Origin of the sequence: Delftia sp. S65 (assembly GCF_016516495.1) — a bacterium.
Classification (GTDB): Bacteria; Pseudomonadota; Gammaproteobacteria; order Burkholderiales; family Burkholderiaceae_C; genus Comamonas; species Comamonas acidovorans.
This window is the reverse complement of the sequence record NZ_JACVUR010000002.1, coordinates 54148-73152: the sequence shown is the minus strand read 5'-3', so window position 1 is coordinate 73152 and position 19005 is coordinate 54148. Positions and strand designations below refer to the sequence as shown.

Below are 19005 nucleotides of genomic sequence, written 5' to 3'. Positions count from 1 at the left end.
GGAGACGGATATGCGGAAAGGCTTGATGCGAGGCGGCTTGACCAAGGCGCGCGCTGCCGGCTGCGCGCTGGGCGTCGGCCTGCTGTGGACGGCGGCGGCGCAGGCGCAGCAGATATCGGACGATGTGGTGCGCATCGGCGTGCTCAGCGACATGTCGGGCCTGTATGCGGACACGGCGGGGCGCGGCTCCGTCGAGGCCGCGAAGATGGCCGTGGCCGACTTCGGCGGCCAGGTGCTGGGCAGGAAGATCGAGGTGGTCTGGGCCGACCACCAGAACAAGGCCGACGTGGGCGCCACCCATGCGCGCACCTGGTTCGACCGCGACGGCGTGGACCTGATCGTGGACATCAACAACACGGCCGTCGCCATCGCCGTCAACAACCTGGCGCGCGAGCGCGGCAAGATGGTGATCAACACCGGCGGCGCCTCGGACATCCTCACCAACGAGCACTGCGCGCCCACGGCCATCCACTACACCTACGACAGCTATGCGCTGGCCAATGGCGCGGTGCGCGGCATCCTGGCCCAGGGCAAGAAGGACTGGTTCATCCTGGGCGTGGACTATGCCTTCGGCAAGGCCATGACGGCCAATGTGACCGACTTCCTGAAAGACGGCGGCGGCAAGCTGGTGGGCACCACCTTCCATCCGCTCAACGCCAGTGATTTCTCGTCCTTCCTGCTGCAGGCCCAGGCGTCCAAGGCCTCGGTGATCAACCTGGCCAATGCCACCAGCGACACGGTCAACGCCATCAAGGCTGCGCACGAGTTCGGCATCGCGCCCAGGCAGACCCTGGTGCCCAGCCTGCTGTTCATCAACGACGTGCATGCGCTGGGCCTGCGCTACGGGCAGGGCATGGTGCTGACCACGGGCTTTTACTGGGACCGCACCGAGGCCACGCGCGCCTGGTCACGGCGCTTCTTCGAGAAGATGAAGAAGATGCCCTCCATGATCCATGCGGGCGCCTACTCGGCCGTCACCAACTACCTCAAGGCCGTGCAGGCCACCAGGGGCGACGACGGCAACGCGGTGGCGCGCCAGCTCAAGCAGATGCCCATCGAGGACTTCTTCGCCCAGAACGGCAAGGTGCGCGAGGACGGCCGCATGGTGCACGACATGTACCTGGTGCAGATCAAGAAGCCCGAGGAATCCAGATACCCCTGGGACTACTACAAGGTGCTCTCCACCATTCCCGGTGACGAGGCCTTCCGCCCGCTGTCCAAGAGCAGCTGCAAGCTGGTGAAGACATCATGAAGACACGCGCCGCTGTACTCACGAGAACGGGCGCAGCCGCGCCCTATGCCGACAGCCGCCCGCTGGAGATCTGGGAGGTGGACCTGGCGCCGCCCGGCCCCGGCGAGGTGCTGGTCAAGGTGGCCGCCGCAGGCGTGTGCCACTCCGACCTGTCCATCATCAACGGCGACCGTCCGCGCGATACGCCCATCGTGCTCGGCCATGAGGCCGCAGGCGTGATCCAGGCCCTCGGCGAGGGCGTGACCGACCTGGAGGTGGGCGACCACGTGGTCATGCTCTTCGTGCCCGGCTGCGGCAACTGCCTGCCCTGCGCCGAAGGCCGGCCCGTGCTGTGCGAGCCCGCAGGCCAGCCCGGCGTGGCGGGCACCCTGCTGTCGGGCGCCAGGCGGCTGTCGCGCAATGGCCAGCCCATCTCGCACTTCGTCGGCGTCTCGGCCTTTGCCGAGCATGCCGTGCTCTCGCGCCGCGGCGTGCACCGCATCGACAAGTCGGTGCCGCTGGAGCTGGCCGCGCTGTTCGGCTGCGCCGTGATTACCGGCGTGGGCGCGGTGGCCAATACCGCCAGAGTGAGCCCCGGCCAGAGCGTGGCCGTGGTGGGGCTGGGCGGCGTGGGCCTGTCCTCGGTGATGGGCGCGGCGGCGGCGGGTGCGGCCCGCGTGGTGGCCGTGGACCTCAATGCCGACAAGCTGGCCATGGCGCGCGATTTCGGCGCCACCGACACCGTCAATGCCGGCGACGAGGATGCCGTCAAGCAGGTGCGGGCGCTGACGGGCGGCGGCGTGGACCATGCCTTCGAGATGGTGGGATCGGCCAAGGCACTGGAGATGGCCTACCGCATCACGCGGCGCGGCGGCCAGACCGTGACGGCGGGCCTGCCCTCCAGCGCCCAGGCCATCAGCCTGCCGGTCTGGCACCTGGTGGCAGAGGAGCGCACGCTCAAGGGCTGCTACATGGGCAGCTGCGTGCCGCGCCGCGACATCGACCGCTACCTGGCCCTGCATGCGGCCGGCAAGCTGCCGGTGGACCGCCTGGTCACCGGCCACCTGACGCTGGACCAGATCAACGAGGGCTTCGACCGCCTGGCGCGTGGCGAGGCCATACGCCAGATCATCCGCATGGAGGCCTGATAGGAGGTCAGGCTGATCAGCGAGTACCGGGGCTGCTGCTGCCGCTGAGCCCAAGCCAAGCACGGCGGTCAGGTGCCGTCGGGCAGCAGCTGGTTTTCCCAGCCGGTCAGCTGCTCGATGGCCCGGGCCACCTGCAGGATGCGGGCCTCGTCGAAGTAGCGTCCCACCACCTGCACGGCCAGCGGCAGGCCTTGCGGCGACAGGCCCACCGGCACGCTGATGGCCGGGTGCCCGGTCACGTTGAAGGCATGGGTCTGCACCGGCCAGTGGCGGAAATGCGGCATGGGATCGAAGCGCGGCGCCGTATCCAGGGTGATGGCGGTCAGCAGCACGTCGCAGCGGTCCAGGGCCGCGTCCACGCGGGCCGCCAGCATGCGGCGCACGCGCAGGGCGTTCAGGTAGTCCTCCGAGGACACGGTGGCGCCCAGCAGCAGCCGCGCCGCCGTGAGTTCGCCATAGTCCAGCGGGCGCGAGCGCAGGTCCTGCGCATGGATGGTGAACATCTCGGCACTGAGGATGACGCGGCCGGCCGCCAGGAACTGCTGGCTGTGGGGCAGGCTCACGTGGATGGGGCGGGCGCCGGCCTCGGCCAGCAGCGCGGCCGTGCGATCGAAGGCCGAAAGGAACGTGGGCGACGCCTGGGGCGACGACTGGAAGTGGTCCTGCGGCACGCCGATGGTCAGGCCCTTCACGCCCTGCTCAAGCCCCGTGCAGTAGTCGTCCACGGGTTCGGTGGAGCTGGCCGGGTCCAGCGGGTCATGACCGGCCAGCACCTGCAGCGCGATGGCCGCATCCTCCACGCTGCGCGACAGCGGGCCGCAGTGGTCCAGCGTCCAGGCCAGCGGAAACACGCCGTGCTTGGAGACGCGGCCGTAGGTGGGTTTCAGCCCCACGGCACCGCACCAGGCGGCCGGTATGAGGATGGAGCCGCCCGTGCAGGTGCCCAGGGCCAGCCGCGTGAAGCCCGCCGCAATGGCGGCGCCCGAGCCCGACGACGATCCGCCCGGAATATGGGCCAGGTCCCAGGGATTGCGGGCCGCGGGAAACGGCAGGTCGGGGCTGGGCGCGCCGATGGCGAACTCGTGCGTGGCCAGCTTGCCCAGGATGATGGCGCCCGCATCGCGCAGGCGCCGCACCGGCGTGGAATCCTCCTCGGGCACATAGTCCAGGCTCAGCCAGGACTGGCAGGTGGTCGGCAGGCCGGCCACGTCGTAGACGTCCTTGATGGCCACGGCAATGCCGTGGAGCAGCGGCAGGTCGGCGCTTTCGGCGCGCGCCATGTCTGCGCCGCGCGCAGCCTCCATGGCACCGCTGGCATCGAGATTGGTGAAGGCATGGATGTCGATGTCCATGGCGCGGATGCGTCCCAGCGCCGCCCGGGTCAGCATCTCCGAGGTGGTCTTGCCGGCGCGCAGCGCGCTGGCCATCTGCCGTATGGAAAGTTCAGGACTGCCGCGCATGGTTGCTCTGACGGGAAATGGTGGTGTGGATGTGCGAGGGACCCGCCTCATGCGCCAGTTCGTTGACGAGGCCGCGGTGCTCCATCAGCAGCTGGTGCTCCGCCAGGATGGGTCCCAGCCGCTCGAAGGGGATGTCGATGCCGTGCTTTTTCAGCGCATTGAGCAATTCGTGCAGCGCATTGACATCGGGCCCTGCCAGTTTCTGCGGCGAAGGGGGTATTTCAGATTTTCGCGATGCCGGCATCACTGACCACCTTTCTCCATTTTCTGGCGTCGTCGGATACGAATGCCTTGGTGCTGTCCACGGATTTCCAAAGGGGAATGCTGCCAAGCTCCATGAATTTGCGCTGCACCTTTTCATCGGCCAGGATATTTTTCATCTGTGCATTGATGGCGTTCACTATCGCGGCCGGCGTGCCCTTGGGTGCCATGAGCACATTCCATGAGGTCTCGTTGAAATTGCCGAGCCGGGCCGGGCTTTGCTCGCTGAGCGTCTGCCAGTCGGGCATGAGGGGCGAGCGCTCGCGCGTGGCCACGCCCACGCGATTGACCTTGCCCTGGTTCACATACTGCTTGGCCGTGATCAGCAGGTCGAAGGCGATATCGACCTGGCCGCTGACCAGGTCGGCCATCATGGGCGCGGCGCCCTGGTAGGGAATGTGCAGCATGCGTATGTCGGCGGCCAGGCTCAGGGCCTCGGCCGCCATGTGGCCCGCGCTGCCATAGCCCGGCGTGGCATAGGTCAGCTTGCCGGGGCTGCGCCGCGCCAGCTCGATCAGCTCCTGCACCGACGACAGCTGCAGGCCCGGGCGTGTGATGAGCACCAGAGGACTGTCGTTGATGGTGGAGATGGCTTCCAGGTCGCTGGCCACGTCATACCCGGCCTGCGTGTACAGCGCGCCCGAGATGGTCTGGGCCGTGGTGCAGATCAGCAGCGTATATCCATCGGGACTGGCCTTGGAGACCTGGCGCGCCCCGATGTTGCCCGAGGCGCCAGGGCGGTTTTCCACCACCACGTTGACGCGCAGGCGTTGTGCAAGCTCCTTGGCGATGATGCGCCCCACGACATCAGTGCCACCGCCTGCCGGGAAAGGTACAACCAGCGTTATCTGCCGGTCTGGCCAGGCCGCATGAACCAGGCTGGCAGCGACCAGGAAAATACCTCCGAGAAACAGGCTGAGGATTCTTTTCATGGGCTTGATTCATGTGGTTGCGGGGGGTGAGGATGCATGCCCTGTGCAGATCCGGGCCGACACGCCGGGATGCATCTCACGATGGATCCGGTAACTGCAGCCAAGGCCAAGGCAGGCGAAAAAATAATGAATTTGTTAAAACTATTGAAACATTGAGTGCCATAGTTTTACATCATGAAGGATGGGGTGCAAGGCCTGCGGATGCGCAATGTAGGGGTGTTGCGTCCATGCTGCAGAGGCCGGTTCCGGAAGGCAGTGGCGCGTGCGCACATCCGGACATGGGGCAGGGAAGGGGCAGGCAAGACAAAGGTTGCACCGGCAGCGGTGGCCGGCGCAACTGCTGTGCGGCCCGGGCTCAGGAAACGCGCAGCGCCTGTTCCTGCAGCAGGCGCTTGAGCACCTTGCCGTTGGGGCTGGTGGGCAGCTCGGCCAGGGGCACGATGCGGGCGGGCAGCTTGTAGGGCGCCAGCCGTTCGCGCAGGTGGGAGCGCGCTGCGGCGCTGTCCAGCGTGGCGCCGGGCTGCAGCTCGACAAAGGCGATGACCTCCTCGTTGCCATCGCCCTCGGGCCGCCCGACCACGGCGCTGCGCTGCACGCCGGGCAGCTCGTTGAGCGCCAGTTCCACCTCGGCCGGATAGACGTTGAAGCCTGAGCGGATGATCATTTCCTTGAGCCGCCCCACCACGAAGAGCGCGCCGTCGGCATGCAGCTCGCCCAGGTCGCCGCTGGCGTACCAGCCGCCCTCGCGCATCACGGCGGCCGTGGCCTGGTCATCGCGGAAGTAGCCGTGCATCAGGCCGCGCCCGCGTATCCACAGCTCGCCGCGCTCGCCCACCGGCAGGCTGCGGCCCGTGGCCGGGTCCACGGCGCGCACCTCGGCGCCTTCCACCACGTAGCCCGCGCTGGTGTCGGGCCGCTGCTCGCCCTGTCGTGTGAGGTGGACCGACCCTGCGTATTCCGACAGGCCGTAGCCATGGTGCAGCGCCTGGCCGAAGGCGGCCTCCACGCGCTTTTTCAGCGTCAGGTCCAGCGGGCCTGCGCCGGTATAGACATAGCGCAGCGCAGGCGCCTGCGGGTGGGCAATGCCCTGCTCCTGCAGATAGGCCAGCAGGCGTGCGTACAGCGCAGGCGGCCCCTGCAGCTGGGAGATGCCGTGGCGGGCCAGCGCATCCAGAAGATCGGCGGGGTCGAACTGCGGGCGCATCACCATCTGCGCGCCCGCATGCAGCGAGGCCAGCAGCACCGTGCCCAGCCCGAAGATATGGGTCATGGGCACGAAGGCATAGCTGCGGTCCTGCGGACCCAGGCCGCGCGATGCGGCCGAGACGCGAGCGAACAGCGTCAGCGCGTCATGCCCCACCATCACGCCCTTGGGCGTGCCCGTGGTGCCCGAGGTGAAGATCAGCGCCGCCACCTCGTCCTGCAGCGCGCCGGATTCGGCCACCGCCTCTGCGCGCACCGGGCTGTGCTGCATGCCGGCCAGGGCCGAGTCGCCTGCGCCAAAGCGCCGCGCGTGGCCGCTGGCGCTGTCCGATGCGGCCGAGGTGAAATACACCACGCGCGCATCGGCCTTGGCCGCAAAGGCATCGATCTCGCCGGGCGCCATGCGCGCATTCACGCCGCAGGACCAGGCGCCCACGCGGCTGCAGGCCAGGATCAGCGCCGCATGCTCGGGGCAGTTCTCGGCCACGACCAGCACGCGGTCGCCGGGCCGCACCTGCAGCGCGCGCAGCTCGGCCTCGGCCGTGTCCGCCAGCGCGCCCAGGTCGGCAAAGCTCAGGCTGCTGCCGTCGGGCAGGTGGATGAAGGGACGCTGCGGCGCTTCGGCCAGCCAGCGGTCCAGCAGATGGTGTATTCGTTGATTCATGCTCCGCTTATCCCTCAGTCCACCACAATGCCTTGGGTGACGGTGGCCCACATCGCGCGTTCTTTTGCACCGCGCTCGGCTAGTTTCTGGGGTGCGCCGGTCCACTCTTCGTAGCCCAGTTCCTTGAGGCGCTTGCGCAGCTCCGGCTGGGCCAGGGCGGCGTTGATGGACTTGTTCAGGCGGGCCACGAGTTCAGGCGACATGCCCTTGGGGCCGTAGACGCCATACCAGCCGCCCACGTCGAAGCCCTTGAGGCCTTCGATGCCGGACTCGGCAAAGGTGGGCACATCGGGCAGCGAGGCATTGCGCTGTGGGGAAGTCACGGCCACGGCGCGCACCTTGCCGCTCTGGATGTAGGTGCTGGCGGTGCTGATGATGTCCAGCATCATGCTCAGCTGGCCGCCGATCACGTCGGTCATGGCGGGTGCGTTGCCCTTGTAGGGGATGTGGTTCATCTCGATGCCGCTGCGCCGCGCGAACAGCAGCGCGCCCAGGTGGTTGGAGCCGCCGACGCCGGCCGAGCCGTAGTTGAGCTTTTGCGGATGGGCCTTGGCATAGGCCACGAGCTCGGCCGTGGTCTTGTAGGGCTCGTTGTTGTTGACCACCAGCACGTTGTAGTAGCTGAGCACGGGCGCCACGGGCGTGAGGTCACGGGCCGGGTCGAAGGACATCTTGCTCATCACGTTGGGGCTGATGGTGATGGTGGGGCTGGCCGCGAACCACAGCGTGAGGCCGTCGGGCCTGGCGCGCACGACCTCGCTGCCGGCCATGGTGGCGTTGGCGCCGGGCTTGTTCTCCACCACCACCGAGGCGCCCAGCTCCTTGGTCAGCGCCACGCTGAGCAGGCGGGCGCCCTGGTCCACGGGGCCACCGGCCGAGTAGCCCACGATGAGGCGCACGGGCTGCGCGTCCTGCGCGGCGGCGGGGAGGGCGGTCAGGGTGGCTAGGGCGGTCACCAGGGACGCCAGAAGCGGGGCATGGGCCAGGGTGGCCAGGGCCTTGCGGCGGTGTTGGGCGGGCATGTGCATGTCTCCTGCAAAAAATGAATGAAGCGCTGCCGTGGCCTGCACGGCGGCGCGCCCGGTCTGCGCCGGACATGCAGGCAATGGTGCGCACGCCGGCGCTTCTTGGGAATCTGCTTTTGCCTAAGCCGGGGTTTGCCGGCTGTTAGGACGTCCTAGGAAGACAGGTCCGCGCCCGCCTCCTCGGCGCCCGCCTGCCAGCTGGGCGCGGCGGTGACGATGGCCTCGCGCAGGAACTGCTGGAAGGCGCGGGCCGCCATGGTGGGCTGGCGGTCGGGCATGCGCACCAGGTACATGGCGTTGCCCAGGCCGGAGAACACCACCTGGTCCAGCACGGCCACCAGCGTGCCGCCGGCCAGCGCGGCCGAGGTCACGTAGTCGGGCAGCAGGGCCAGGCCCAGGCCGTCCAGCACGGCGTCGTACAGCAGGCGGTAGTCGCCCGATTGCAGCGAGGGCAGCACATCGAGGGCAGCGGCGACGCCATCGTCGCCGCTGCCGGCCAGCCAGGCCAGCCTGCCGCCCATGGCCAGCGGCAGGATGAGGCGGGCCTGCAGCAGGTCGGCAGGTGCGCGCAGGGGCCGGCCCAGCGACTGCTCCAGCGCCTGCAGGCAGGCGGGCGTGGCCACGAAGTTCCAGCGCACATCGCAAAGCCGCGTGGCCACCAGATCGTCCAGCGGCGCGGAGGTGATCTGCACCGCCAGATCGACCTTGGAGGCCACGAGGTCGGCCATCTGGTCGTTGATCAGCAGGCGCAGGCGGATGTCGGGATGCTCGCGGCAAAAGCCCAGGATCAGCGGCTTGAGATAGAAATGCCCGAAGCCGGTGGGCACGCGCACGCCCACCTCGCCGCTCACGGTGGAGCGCAACTGGTGGATGGCATCGCGGGCGCGCTGCAGCTCCTCCATCATGGCCAGGCAGCGCCGGTACAGCAGCTGGCCGGCCTGGGTGAGCTCCACATTGCGCGTGGTGCGGCGCAGCAGCTGCGCGCCCATCTCGGTCTCCAGCGCACGCAGCCGGCGCGAGACGTTGGAGCGCGTCATGCCGCCGCGCTCGGCCGCCCGCGTGAGGCTCTTGGCCTCGGCGATGTCGATGAAGACGCGGCACAGGTTCAGGTCCATCTCGGCATTCTTTGCAGGGCCGGGGCCGGCCATTGTTGATCGGGAGTCACCAGGCCTGGCCTGCTGGCGAGGATTGTGGCGCCTGCCCTGCCTCCCTAGCATGGAGGAAACCATGGCGAAAGGCCGCTGACCGTGAACCAAGAAGCTTTGCAAACCGCGCCGCCGGTGCCCCTGGCGCACTACCGTGTGCTCGATCTGAGCCAGGGCGTGGCCGGCCCCTACTGCACCCACCTGCTTTCGCGCCAGGGCGCCGAGGTGATCAAGGTCGATCCGCCCGAAGGCGACTGGGCGCGCCACGTGGGCATCTCGCGCGATGGGCACAGCAGCCTGTCGGCCACCTACAACGCGGGCAAGCGCAGCATTGCCGTCGATGCGCGCCAGGCCCAGGGGCGCGCGCTGCTGCTGCGGCTGGCGCGCGAGGCCGACATCGTGGTGCAGAACTTCCGCCCCCAGGTCGTGCAGCGCATGGGCGTGGACTACGACAGCCTGCGCGCGGCCGGCCTGGACCCGGTGTACGTCTCCATCAGCGGCTACGGACCCACGGGGCCGTATGCGGACCGGCCCGCCACCGACTCCGTCATGCAGGCGGACACGGGCTTGATGACCAGCAACCGAGACGCGCAGGGCCAGCCCCAGCGCGTGGGCCTGCTGCTGGCCGACATCGCGGCCGGCGTCTATGCCGCACAGGCCTGCACGGCGGCCCTGCTGGGCAAGGCGCGCAGCGGGCGCGGGCGCCATGTGGAGCTCAATCTGTTCGAGGTCTGCTGCGCCCTGCAATCCACGGTGCTGGCCGAAGACACGCTGCGCGGCGGCCTGCCCGCCGAAGGGGTGAGCGCTCCCAACGGCGTGTTCGCCACGGCCGATGGCTTCATCACCGTGCTGGCCCTGAACAACGACCAGTTCGAGCGGCTGTGCCGCGCGCTGGACCTGCCGCACTGGCTGCAGGACGCGCGCTTTGCCTCCAATGCGGGCCGCATGGCCCACCGCCATGTCCTGCATGCCGGGCTGCAGGCCTTGCTGGCGCAGCAGCCGCGCGCCCACTGGGAGCAGCGCCTGGCAGCGCAGGGCGCCCTGCATGCGGGCGTGCGCACGCTGGCCGATGTGGTGGCGCATCCCCAGGCCGTGCACCGCGCATCGTTCGCCACGCTGGCGCAGCCCGGGTTCGGGCCGCTGCTGTATGCGGCTTCACCCTGGCCGGCAGACGCAGCAGCCTCCGGTGCATCCCTTGGCGCCGCGCCGCGCACGGGCGAGCACACGCGCCAGATCCTGGCCGAGGCCGGCTGCACGCCGCAGGAGATGGAGCAATGGATGGCCAGCGGCGTGGTGCACCAGTGCGCGCAGGAGGTCATGGCATGAGCGCTTCCATATCCACGTTCACACCCACCTCCCCGGTCACCTCCATGCAGGCCCTGGTCTGCCATCAATTCGGCGCGCCGCACGAGGTGGTCAGCCTGCAGTCCATGGACCGGCCCGGCCAACCCCTGGGCGCGCACCAGGCGCGGATTGCCGTGGCCTACGCCAACGTCAGCCACGCCACGGGCCTGCTGATCGAGGGCCGCTACCAGCGGCGCCCGCCGCTGCCCTTCGTGCCCGGCACCGAAGGCGTGGGGCGCGTGCTGGAATGCGGCAGCGCGGTGCAGCACCTGCAGCCCGGCGATGCCGTGGCCTTCATTGCCGACTGGGGTGCCTTTGCGCAGGAAACGGTGGTGCATGCATCCACCGTCTACCGCCTGCCTGCGGGCATGCCCTGGCTGCAGGCCCTGCCCATTCCCCTGTCCTACGGCACGGCCTACACGGCCCTGCACTGGCGCGCGCGCCTGCAGGAAGGCGATGTGGTGCTGGTGCTGGGCGCCGGGTCCGGCGTGGGCGCCGCGGCGGTGGAAGTGGCCCGGCAGACGCCCGGCGTGCAGGTCATCGCCTGCGCCAGCACCGAGGCCAAGCGCGCCGATGCGCTGCGCCGTGGCGCGCACCAGGCAGTCACCCCGCAGGACCTGGCCGCCCAGGTCAAGCAGGCCACGCAGGGCCGGGGCGCCTCCGTCGTCTTCGACCCCGTGGGCGGCGATCTGCTGCTGCAGGCACTGCGCGCGGCCGCGCAGAACGCGCAGCTGCTGAGCGTGGGCTTTGCCAGCGGCACCATCCCTGCCGTGCCCATGAACCTGGCCCTGGTCAAGAACCTCACGCTGCACGGCTTCTTCTACGGCCGCTACATCGGCTGGACGCCGGCCGACGAACGCCAGGCCTTCGCGGCGCAGCTGCAGCCCGTCATTGCCAAGCTGCTCGACTGGGCTGCCCGGGGATGCATCCATCCCCAGGTCAGCCAGGTCTTCGCCATGCATGAACTGCCGGCTGCGCTGGATGCGCTGCACGGCCGCAACGTGACCGGCAAGCTCGCACTCGCCATTCAAGGAGACAAGGTATGACAACGCAACGCACAGGCCCCGCGCTTTCCCGCCGCACCCTGCTGGGCGCCGCGGCGGCGCTGGCCGCATGGAGAACCGCAGGCGCGCAGCCATCCGCCGGGGCCCAGGGCTATCCCAAGGCGCCCATCCGCGTCGTCGTGCCCTATCCACCCGGCGGGCCTACCGACGTGGTCGGGCGCGTGGTCACCACGCGGCTGGGCGAGGCGCTGGGCCAGCCGCTGGTGGTGGACAACAAGGCCGGCGCCAGCGGCATGGTCGGCGCGGCCCTGGTGGCCAAGGCGCCGGCCGACGGCTACACGCTGCTGGTCAATGCCTCCATCCACGTCATCAACCCCTACGTCTATGCCAGCGCGCCCTATGACGCCTTCCGCGATTTCGAGCCGGTCACGCAGCTGGTCGATGTGCCGCTGGTGCTGGTCGTGGGCAGCCAGCTTCCGGTGCGCAATGTGCAGGAGCTGATCGCCTGGGCCAAGGCCCATCCCGGGCAGGTGAACTTCGGCTCTGCCGGCAATGCGTCGTCACAGCACCTGTCGGGCGAGCTGTTCCGCCTGAAGACCGGCGCGCAGATGCAGCATGTGCCCTACAAGGGCAGCTCGCCGGCCCTGACCGACCTGATGGGCGGGCAGATCCAGCTCATGTTCGACTCCATGCCCTCGGCCATGCCCTTCATCGCCTCGGGCCGGCTGCGTGCGCTGGCCGTTACCTCGGCCAGTCGCTCACCCTCCCTGCCCGATGTGCCCACCATGGAAGAGGCCGGCATGCCGGGCTTTCGCACCAGCACCTGGTACGGACTGTGGGCGCCGAAGAACACGCCCCAGGACGTGGTGCAGAAACTGTGGACCGAGTCCCGCCGCGTGCTTGCCGAACCCCAGATCGCAGCGCAATACCGCCGCCTGGGCGCCGAGCCCGTGGGCTCCACGCCCGCCGAGTTCGCGCGCTACATCCAGGCCGAAGCCCGCAAGTGGGAAGAGATCGTGAAGGCGTCGGGAGCGCGGGCGGATTGAGGCGGGAAGCTCACACCCGCTCGAACACCGCCGCAATCCCCTGGCCGCCGCCTATGCACATGGTCTCCAGCCCATAGCGGCCCTTGCGGCGCTCCAGCTCGTGCAGCAGGGTGGCCAGGATGCGCACGCCGGTGGCGCCGATGGGGTGGCCCAGGGAGATGCCGGAGCCGTTGACGTTGAGCTTGTGGTCTATGGCGCCCTGGTCGTTCCACTCCCAGCCCTTGAGCACGGACAGCACCTGGCAGGCAAAGGCTTCGTTGAGTTCGACCAGGTCCATCTGGTCCAGCGTGAGGTTCAGGCGCGCCAGCAGTTTCTTGACGGCGGGCACGGGGCCTATGCCCATGTGCGAGGGCTCGCAGCCTGCGGCGGCCCAGCCCACCAGGGTGGCCATGGGGGTGAGGCCCAGTTCGGCCAGCCGGTCCTCGGCCACGATCAGGCAGGCGGCGCTGGCGTCATTCTGCTGGCTGGCGTTGCCGGCCGTGACCGTTCCATTGGGCATGAGCACGCGCAGCTTGCCCATGCTGTCGGTGGTGGCGTCGGCGCGAAAGCCTTCGTCGCGCGTGAACAGCACGGGGTCGCCCTTGCGCTGGGGCACCTTGACGGGGACGATCTCGTCGGCGAAGCGGCCCGCCTCCCAGGCGGCGGCGGCGCGCTGGTGGCTGCGCACGGCATAGGCGTCGGCTGCCTCGCGGCTGATGCCGTAGTCACGCGCCAGGTTCTCGGCGGTCTCGATCATTCCCGAGATCTTGCCGAAGCGCTCCACGGGCTGGGAGCGCTCGCGGCCGCGGTCCAGGCGGTCGTAGAAGCGCACATTGCCCGAGCGCGCGCCCCAGCGCATGTCGGTGCTGTAGTACTCGATGTTGCTCATGCTCTCCACGCCGCCTGCGATCACCACGTCGGCGGCGCCGCTTTGCACCATCATGGCCGCCGTGGCCACGGCCTGCAGGCCGCCGCCGCAGCGCCGGTCCAGCTGCATGCCCGGCACCGTCACCGGCAGGCCGGCCTGCAGCGCGGCCCAGCGGCCCACGCAGGGCGTCTCGCTGCTGGCGTAGGACTGGGCGAAGACCACGTCGTCGATGCGTGCGGGGTCGATGCCGCTTTTCTCGACCACGGCGCGCACCGTGGTGGCGGCCAGCTCCTCGACCGATACCGGCCGCAGGCTGCCGCCGAAGGTGCCCACGGGCGTGCGAAGGGGGGTGACGATGGCGGCTCTGCGCATGGTGTTGTCTCCTTGGGAATCAGTGGATCAGTGGATCAGTGGATCAGTGGATCAGTGGATCAGGAAAAGGCTGCGCCGCATTGGCGCAGCAGGGTATGTGCCTGTTGTTCCAGGTCGGCGCGGTGCTCCGGTGCCGCGATGTCGATCAGCCGTTTCACGCGGCGCGACAGCGTCTGGCCGCGCAGGTCGGCCACGCCGTGTTCGGTGACGATGAGGCCGGCATCGCTGCGCGGCGTGCTGACGGGGCCGGACAGCCGCGCAACGATGCGCGTGGCCCCCCTGGCCGTGGCGGGCAGGGCGATGATGGGCAGGCCGCCGCGGCTGCGTGCCGCGCCGCGCAGAAAGTCCACGGCGCCCCCCACGGCGCCCACGTAGACGCCGCCCGCCACTTCGGAATTGATCTGGCCCGTGAGGTCCACTTCCACCGCCGAATTGATGGCGGCCAGCCTGTGGCTGGCGGCCAGCACCTCGGGGTCGTGCGTGTAGCGCGTCTCGCGCAGTTGCAGGGCGGGGTTGCGGTGGGCCCAGCGCCTGAGCGATTCGCCGCCCATGAGGATGCCGCCGATGCCCACGCCGCGGTCCTGGCTCTTGCGCGCGTGGGTCAGCACGCCGGCTTCGGCCAGGGCTGCAATGCCGTCGCCCACGGCGCCGCTGTGCAGGCCCAGGTCGCGGTGGCCGTGCAGGGCGGCGAGCACGGCCTCGGGCAGGTTGCCCACGCCCACCTGCAGCGTGGCGCCGTCTTCGATGAGGGCGGCCACATGGCCGGCAATGGCCTGTTCGGCAGGGCCGGGCGCGCTGCGCGCCTGGTCCAGCGGAGGGTGTTCGGCATCGACCAGCAGGGCGAAGTCGCCGGCCTGCAGGTGCAGGCTGCCGTGCGTCCACGGAATGGCGGGGTTGACTTCGCCGATCAGCACGCGCGCCTTGCGTATGGCGGCCGGCAGGTATTCATGGACCAGGCCCAGGCTGTAGCGGCCTTGTGCATCGGGTGGCGAGACCTGGAGCAGCACCACGTCGGCAGGCAGCAGGCCCTCGTCGATCAGGCCGGGCAGGTGGGAGTAGTGGCTGGGCAGGATGTCCAGCACGCCCGCCTGGGCCAGCGCGCGGTGGGGGCCGCCGGCCGCGTAACCGAAGAAGTCGATGGCGTCGGCATGCGCCGGTTGCAGCGTGTCCGATGCGCCCATGCCCACGAAGACGCGCAGCCGGCCCTGGCCACCGTGCCGGGCCAGTGCATGGCGCTGCGCGACCACGGCGCGCGTGAGCGTCAGCGGCTCGGCCGTGGCCTGGCCCCACCACAGGGTGTCGCCGGGGCGGATCAGGGCCTGCAGCCTTTCTTGCAGGGTGTCCGGCGACAGCACGCTCATGGCGCGCGGTCCCAGTCGAAGCGCGTGGGCTGCTTGTCCTTGAAGCGCTGCACCGCCTCCTGGTGGTAGTCGGAGCCACGGCACATCGTCTGGGCATAGGCTTCCAGCTCGGCCATGGCGCGTGCGTCCAGCTCGAAGGCCTGGTTCATGGCCGTCTTGGCCATGCCGATGGCGGCCGTGGATGCCTCGCCGAAGCGCCGCGCCAGTGCCACGGCGGCGGCCTGCAGGGCCTCGCCGTCCTCCACGATCTCGTAGACCATGCCCAGCGACCTGGCTTCCTCGGCCTGCACGGTGCGCGCGGTGAAGACCAGCTCCTTGGCCTTTTGCAGGCCCACGATGCGCGGCAGCATGTGCATGGCGCCCAGGTCGGGCACCAGGCCGATGCGGCCGAACACGGCGCAGAACTTCGCGCGCCGCGTGCACAGCACGAAGTCGGCGGCCAGCGCCAGGCTCAGGCCCGCGCCGAAGGCCGGGCCGTCCACGGCGGCGATCACGGGCTTTTCGAGGTTGACCAACTCGGGAAACCACTGGTGCAGGCTGCGCATGCGCTGGCGCCAGGGCAGGCCGGCCTGGCTGGCATCCATCATCTGGCTGATATCGCCGCCCGAGCAGAAGGCGCCACCCGCGCCCGTGAGGATGACGGTGTGCACCTGCGCGTCATCGCGCATCTGCGCCACGGCGGCGGCCAGGGCCGGGCGCATGGCCTGGTTGAGCGCGTTGCGGGCCTCGGGCCGGTTCAGCGTGATCGTGCCTATGCCGTCCTGGACGGAGGTCAATACGGGGGAGGTTTCAGGTGATGTAGTCATGGTGCCGAGGTTGGATTCTTTGAGGTCAAAAGCTGGAATGTCTTGCTTGCTCCTATGCGCACCTTTGACGAGGCGTCCAAATCGGCATGTCCCAAGCCAGGGACACCGAGCAAGGGCCTGGGCCGGCCGCGCCGCCCCGCAGCGAGGGTGTCGTCCCCCTCCCGCGAAGCGAGAGAGGGGGAAGGCGCACAGCGACTCAGGGGGTGATCCATTCAAGCGAGTTCGGCGTAGCCGTGGCTCAGCACGATCTTGTCGCGCTCCAGCACGCGGGCGCGCAACTGCAGCTGGCAGGGCTGGTCGGGCGTGCGCCAGATCTCGGTGACCAGGGTTTCGCCGGGATAGACGGGCGAGGTGAAGCGCACATCCAGCGCCTTCAGGCGCGCGGGATTGCGGTCGCCGCATTGGCGCAGCACGGCATGGGCCACCAGGCCGTAGCTGGCCAGGCCATGCAGGATGGGCCGCTCGAAGCCGGCCTTGCGCGCCACGGCCGGGTCGGCATGCAGCGGGTTGTAGTCGCCCATCAGGCGGTACAGCAGCGCGGCCTCGGGGCGTATGGCCTGGGTGTCGGTGAAGTCGGGTGCGCGGTCCTCCGGCGTGGGGCGCAGCGGCGCCAGGGGCGCGTCGCTGGGCTGGCCGCCGTCCAGCAGGCTGTAGCCGCCATCGCCGCGCAGAAAGCTGACCTGCTGCACGGTGGCCAGCAGCTCGCCGCCGGCGGTCTCCAGGCGCCGCTCGGTGACCATGATGGCGCCCTTGCCTTCGCCCTTGTCCGTCAGGTGCGTGATGCGGTTGTGGCCCACCACGTCGGCGCTGGCCGGCAGCGGGCGGTGCAGCCGCATGCGCTGCTCGCCATGCAGCAGCTTCACCCAGTCGATGCCCGTATCGGCCTCGCGCGCCCAGAAGCCCGGGTAGCCCAGCACCACGGCCTGCGAGGGCAGGGCGCGCAGCCCGCCAGGCGCTCCTTCGTAGAAAAAGGGCAGGGCGTCGGCGCACAGCGGGTCGCTGCCCAGGCCCAGGCTCAATGCATAGAGCATGGTGTCGCGTTCGCCATAGTGCTGGCGCACGGGCTCGAAGGGGCGCTGTTTCAGGTGCTGGTAACTGATGGCCATGAATCAGCTCCGGTCAGATCGGGTCCCAGCTGAAGACATCTGCCGAGCGGTCCAGGGGGACGAACGATGCCTTGAGCGCAGGCATGCCGTGCTCGGCAATGAACTGGGGCGACCAGCCCTCGCTGCGGTGCACCGAGCGCAGCGGGCGCGGCTGGCTCATGACGAAGATCTCGTTGTTGCGCACGGCGAAGACCTGGGCGTTCACGTCGCGGGCCGCGTCGGACAGCAGGTAGACGGCCAGCGGGGCAATCTTGTTGGGCGTCATCTGCTGGATCTTGGCCACGCGCGCCTGCTGCTCGGGCGTGTCGGTGGGGATGGAGCCGATCATGCGGCTCCAGGCGAACGGCGCGATGCAGTTGGAGCGCACGTTGAACTTCTGCATGTCCAGCGCAATGGACTTGGACAGGGCCGTCAGCCCCAGCTTGGCCGCGCTGTAGTTGGCCTGGCCCAGGTTGCCGATCAGGCCCGAGGTCGAGGTCATGTGCACGAAGGCGCCGCTTTCCTGCTCCTTGAAATGGTTGGCGGCCGCGCGGCTCATGTAGTAGCTGCCGTACAGGTGGACCTTGATGACGGCGTCCCACTCGTCCAGGCTCATCTTGTGGAAGAACCGGTCGCGCAGGATGCCGGCGTTGTTGACCACGCCGTCGATGCGGCCGAAGCTGTCCACGGCGCACTGCACGATGCGGCCCGCGCTGGCGGCCTCGGCCACGCTGTCGGTGTTGGCCACGGCCTGGCCGCCTGCGGCCTTGATCTCATCGACCACCTTCTGCGCCGGGCCGGCGTCCGTGCCCTCGCCCGTGGTGGAGGTGCCGATGTCGTTGACCACCACCTTGGCGCCCTCGGCCGCCATGGCCAGCGCCATGTCGCGCCCGATGCCGCCGCCGGCACCCGTCACCACCACTACCTTGTCCTGCATCATTTTCTGCGCCATGGCCTGTCGTCCCCGTTCAGTGTTCGTTGGAAAGAAGTCGGAACCAAGGATGCCGGCAAACGCCGCACCGCGCCATTCGCCAATCACAAGGGCGGACTTCGCGGGAATGAAAGCAGCGGCGGACAGGCCGCGCCGGCCCAGCCTTCAGCGCGGCCAAAGGCTTGCTTAAGAAAACGCGGATTGCGGGCCGCCGCGCTTGCACCGACCATGGCGGCCATGACAGACAAGCAAGCTACCGACACCCTCGACGCCGCCGCGCTGGCGCATCTTCAGTCCTGGCAGGGCCGCAGCGAAACCCTGGCAGACAGCATCACGGCCGCGCCCGTGGCCGCGCTGTCGGCCACGCTGGACCGGGAAGACCCTGAGCCCGCCGACGGCACGGCGCTGCCGCCGCTGTGGCACTGGATGTACTTCCTGCCCCATGCACGCCAAAGCGAGCTCGGCCCCGACGGCCACCCGCGCCGTGGCGGCTTTCTGCCGCCCGTGCCGCTGCCGCGCCGCATGTGGGCCGGCGGGCGCCTGCGCTGGGAGGCAGGCAACGCGCTGCAGGTGGGCCAGAAGGTGCAGCGCCGCTCCACCATCGGCTCGGTCAGCCACAAGAGCGGCCGCTCGGGCGAGCTGCTGTTCGTGCTGGTCGAGCATGCCTACAGCAACGACCAGGGCCTGGCGCTGACCGAGGAGCACGACATCGTCTACCGCGCCGCTGCCCAGCCCGGCGATCCCGCGCCCACGCCGCAGAAGCCGCCGCTGGACGGCCAGCAAACCTGGTCGCGCACCATCGTTCCCGACGACGTGCTGCTGTTCCGCTACTCGGCCCTGACCTTCAACGGCCACCGCATCCACTACGACCGCCGCTACGTCACGGGAGTGGAGGGCTATCCGGGCCTGATCGTGCACGGTCCGCTGATCGCCACGCTGCTGCTGGACCTGCTGCGCCGCGAGCTGCCCCAGGCGCGCGTGCTGTCCTTCGAGTTCAAGGCCGTGCGCCCCACCTTCGACCTGCATGCCTTCAGCGTGCACGGCAAGCCTTCTGCGGACGGCAAGACCGTCGAACTCTGGGCGCAAGACCACGAGGGCTGGCTGACCATGACCGGAAAAGCCACCCTGGCCTGACACCCC

At 69.5% G+C, this 19005-nt stretch carries 17 protein-coding genes; 6 read left to right on the top strand and 11 right to left on the bottom strand.

Going from position 1 to position 19005, the window contains the following annotated elements:
- Positions 1-10 precede the first annotated feature (10 nt).
- Together IAE24_RS02285 and IAE24_RS02280 are read left to right on the top strand one after the other, a co-directional pair.
- On the top strand, positions 11-1252 hold the full coding sequence (locus IAE24_RS02285) for an ABC transporter substrate-binding protein (protein ID WP_199958823.1): 1242 nt from the start codon (positions 11-13) through the stop codon (positions 1250-1252).
- On the top strand, positions 1249-2379 hold the full coding sequence (locus tag IAE24_RS02280) for a zinc-dependent alcohol dehydrogenase family protein (protein WP_199958825.1): 1131 nt from the start codon (positions 1249-1251) through the stop codon (positions 2377-2379). The genes IAE24_RS02285 and IAE24_RS02280 overlap by 4 nt, the downstream gene beginning before the upstream one ends.
- A gap of 68 nt (positions 2380-2447) precedes the next feature.
- On the opposite strand, the gene IAE24_RS02275 is transcribed toward IAE24_RS02280, so the two are convergent.
- The 6 genes from IAE24_RS02275 to IAE24_RS02250 all read right to left on the bottom strand — a co-directional run bounded on the left by IAE24_RS02275 (position 2448) and on the right by IAE24_RS02250 (position 9072).
- Positions 2448-3839 carry an amidase gene (locus IAE24_RS02275; protein WP_199958827.1) on the bottom strand — a complete coding sequence of 464 codons (1392 nt, stop codon included), beginning with the start codon at positions 3837-3839 and terminating at the stop codon, positions 2448-2450.
- On the bottom strand, positions 3823-4083 hold the full coding sequence (locus IAE24_RS02270; RefSeq protein WP_013800077.1) for a hypothetical protein: 261 nt from the start codon (positions 4081-4083) through the stop codon (positions 3823-3825). Before IAE24_RS02270 ends, IAE24_RS02275 begins: the two co-directional genes overlap by 17 nt.
- The gene (locus IAE24_RS02265; RefSeq protein ID WP_199958829.1) at positions 4061-5032 is read right to left on the bottom strand and encodes a tripartite tricarboxylate transporter substrate binding protein; all 972 of its coding nucleotides are present in this window, start codon (positions 5030-5032) and stop codon (positions 4061-4063) included. The genes IAE24_RS02270 and IAE24_RS02265 overlap by 23 nt, the downstream gene beginning before the upstream one ends.
- A gap of 355 nt (positions 5033-5387) precedes the next feature.
- A complete protein-coding gene (locus IAE24_RS02260) occupies positions 5388-6899 on the bottom strand; it encodes a class I adenylate-forming enzyme family protein (protein ID WP_199958830.1) in 1512 nt (503 codons plus the stop codon).
- A 14-nt stretch (positions 6900-6913) separates the two neighbouring features.
- Positions 6914-7921: a Bug family tripartite tricarboxylate transporter substrate binding protein gene (locus tag IAE24_RS02255; RefSeq protein WP_088166689.1), complete on the bottom strand. Its 1008-nt coding sequence runs from the start codon at positions 7919-7921 to the stop codon at positions 6914-6916.
- Between the two features lie 155 nt (positions 7922-8076).
- Positions 8077-9072, bottom strand: a complete 996-nt coding sequence (locus IAE24_RS02250) for a LysR family transcriptional regulator (protein WP_013800081.1) — start codon at positions 9070-9072, stop codon at positions 8077-8079.
- Positions 9073-9171: 99 nt separating this feature from the next.
- Here IAE24_RS02250 and IAE24_RS02245 point away from each other — a divergent pair, with 99 nt between their 5' ends.
- From IAE24_RS02245 to IAE24_RS02235, 3 genes are read left to right on the top strand one after another with little or no spacing between them, the layout of a single operon-like run.
- Positions 9172-10395, top strand: coding sequence for a CaiB/BaiF CoA transferase family protein (locus tag IAE24_RS02245; RefSeq protein ID WP_199958831.1), 1224 nt, complete (start codon positions 9172-9174; stop codon positions 10393-10395).
- Positions 10396-10439: 44 nt separating this feature from the next.
- Entirely contained in the window at positions 10440-11459 is a 1020-nt protein-coding gene (locus tag IAE24_RS02240; RefSeq protein ID WP_071957006.1) for an NADPH:quinone oxidoreductase family protein, read from the top strand.
- Positions 11456-12463, top strand: coding sequence for a Bug family tripartite tricarboxylate transporter substrate binding protein (locus IAE24_RS02235; RefSeq protein WP_034397674.1), 1008 nt, complete (start codon positions 11456-11458; stop codon positions 12461-12463). Before IAE24_RS02240 ends, IAE24_RS02235 begins: the two co-directional genes overlap by 4 nt.
- A 10-nt stretch (positions 12464-12473) precedes the next feature.
- Here IAE24_RS02235 and IAE24_RS02230 read toward each other — a convergent pair whose 3' ends face one another.
- The 5 genes from IAE24_RS02230 to IAE24_RS02210 form a co-directional block, all read right to left on the bottom strand.
- Entirely contained in the window at positions 12474-13682 is a 1209-nt protein-coding gene (locus IAE24_RS02230) for an acetyl-CoA C-acetyltransferase (RefSeq protein WP_013800084.1), read from the bottom strand.
- A gap of 59 nt (positions 13683-13741) precedes the next feature.
- Positions 13742-15043: an acetyl-CoA hydrolase/transferase family protein gene (locus tag IAE24_RS02225; RefSeq protein ID WP_199958832.1), complete on the bottom strand. Its 1302-nt coding sequence runs from the start codon at positions 15041-15043 to the stop codon at positions 13742-13744.
- The gene (locus IAE24_RS02220) at positions 15040-15849 is read right to left on the bottom strand and encodes an enoyl-CoA hydratase/isomerase family protein (protein WP_013800086.1); all 810 of its coding nucleotides are present in this window, start codon (positions 15847-15849) and stop codon (positions 15040-15042) included. The genes IAE24_RS02225 and IAE24_RS02220 overlap by 4 nt, the downstream gene beginning before the upstream one ends.
- A 212-nt stretch (positions 15850-16061) precedes the next feature.
- Positions 16062-16955 carry a MaoC family dehydratase gene (locus tag IAE24_RS02215; protein ID WP_199958833.1) on the bottom strand — a complete coding sequence of 298 codons (894 nt, stop codon included), beginning with the start codon at positions 16953-16955 and terminating at the stop codon, positions 16062-16064.
- A gap of 13 nt (positions 16956-16968) precedes the next feature.
- Positions 16969-17886: an SDR family NAD(P)-dependent oxidoreductase gene (locus IAE24_RS02210; RefSeq protein WP_013800088.1), complete on the bottom strand. Its 918-nt coding sequence runs from the start codon at positions 17884-17886 to the stop codon at positions 16969-16971.
- A gap of 207 nt (positions 17887-18093) precedes the next feature.
- Here IAE24_RS02210 and IAE24_RS02205 point away from each other — a divergent pair, with 207 nt between their 5' ends.
- The gene (locus tag IAE24_RS02205; protein ID WP_133072641.1) at positions 18094-18999 is read left to right on the top strand and encodes an FAS1-like dehydratase domain-containing protein; all 906 of its coding nucleotides are present in this window, start codon (positions 18094-18096) and stop codon (positions 18997-18999) included.
- The last annotated feature ends 6 nt before the right edge of the window (positions 19000-19005 follow it).

Excerpts from the sequence above, each read along its gene's own strand:
- IAE24_RS02215 (WP_199958833.1), bottom strand. The coding sequence starts at position 16,955 with ATGGCCATCAGTTACCAGCACCTGAAACAGCGCCCCTTCGAGCCCGTG.
- IAE24_RS02280 (WP_199958825.1), top strand. The coding sequence starts at position 1,249 with ATGAAGACACGCGCCGCTGTACTCACGAGAACGGGCGCAGCCGCGCCC.
- IAE24_RS02250 (WP_013800081.1), bottom strand. The coding sequence starts at position 9,072 with ATGGCCGGCCCCGGCCCTGCAAAGAATGCCGAGATGGACCTGAACCTG.
- IAE24_RS02220 (WP_013800086.1), bottom strand. The coding sequence starts at position 15,849 with ATGACTACATCACCTGAAACCTCCCCCGTATTGACCTCCGTCCAGGAC.
- IAE24_RS02225 (WP_199958832.1), bottom strand. The coding sequence starts at position 15,043 with ATGAGCGTGCTGTCGCCGGACACCCTGCAAGAAAGGCTGCAGGCCCTG.
- IAE24_RS02285 (WP_199958823.1), top strand. The coding sequence starts at position 11 with ATGCGGAAAGGCTTGATGCGAGGCGGCTTGACCAAGGCGCGCGCTGCC.
- IAE24_RS02240 (WP_071957006.1), top strand. The coding sequence starts at position 10,440 with ATGCAGGCCCTGGTCTGCCATCAATTCGGCGCGCCGCACGAGGTGGTC.
- IAE24_RS02230 (WP_013800084.1), bottom strand. The coding sequence starts at position 13,682 with ATGCGCAGAGCCGCCATCGTCACCCCCCTTCGCACGCCCGTGGGCACC.
- IAE24_RS02205 (WP_133072641.1), top strand. The coding sequence starts at position 18,094 with ATGGCGGCCATGACAGACAAGCAAGCTACCGACACCCTCGACGCCGCC.
- IAE24_RS02255 (WP_088166689.1), bottom strand. The coding sequence starts at position 7,921 with ATGCCCGCCCAACACCGCCGCAAGGCCCTGGCCACCCTGGCCCATGCC.
- IAE24_RS02270 (WP_013800077.1), bottom strand. The coding sequence starts at position 4,083 with ATGCCGGCATCGCGAAAATCTGAAATACCCCCTTCGCCGCAGAAACTG.
- IAE24_RS02265 (WP_199958829.1), bottom strand. The coding sequence starts at position 5,032 with ATGAAAAGAATCCTCAGCCTGTTTCTCGGAGGTATTTTCCTGGTCGCT.
- IAE24_RS02210 (WP_013800088.1), bottom strand. The coding sequence starts at position 17,886 with ATGGCGCAGAAAATGATGCAGGACAAGGTAGTGGTGGTGACGGGTGCC.
- IAE24_RS02260 (WP_199958830.1), bottom strand. The coding sequence starts at position 6,899 with ATGAATCAACGAATACACCATCTGCTGGACCGCTGGCTGGCCGAAGCG.
- IAE24_RS02275 (WP_199958827.1), bottom strand. The coding sequence starts at position 3,839 with ATGCGCGGCAGTCCTGAACTTTCCATACGGCAGATGGCCAGCGCGCTG.
- IAE24_RS02235 (WP_034397674.1), top strand. The coding sequence starts at position 11,456 with ATGACAACGCAACGCACAGGCCCCGCGCTTTCCCGCCGCACCCTGCTG.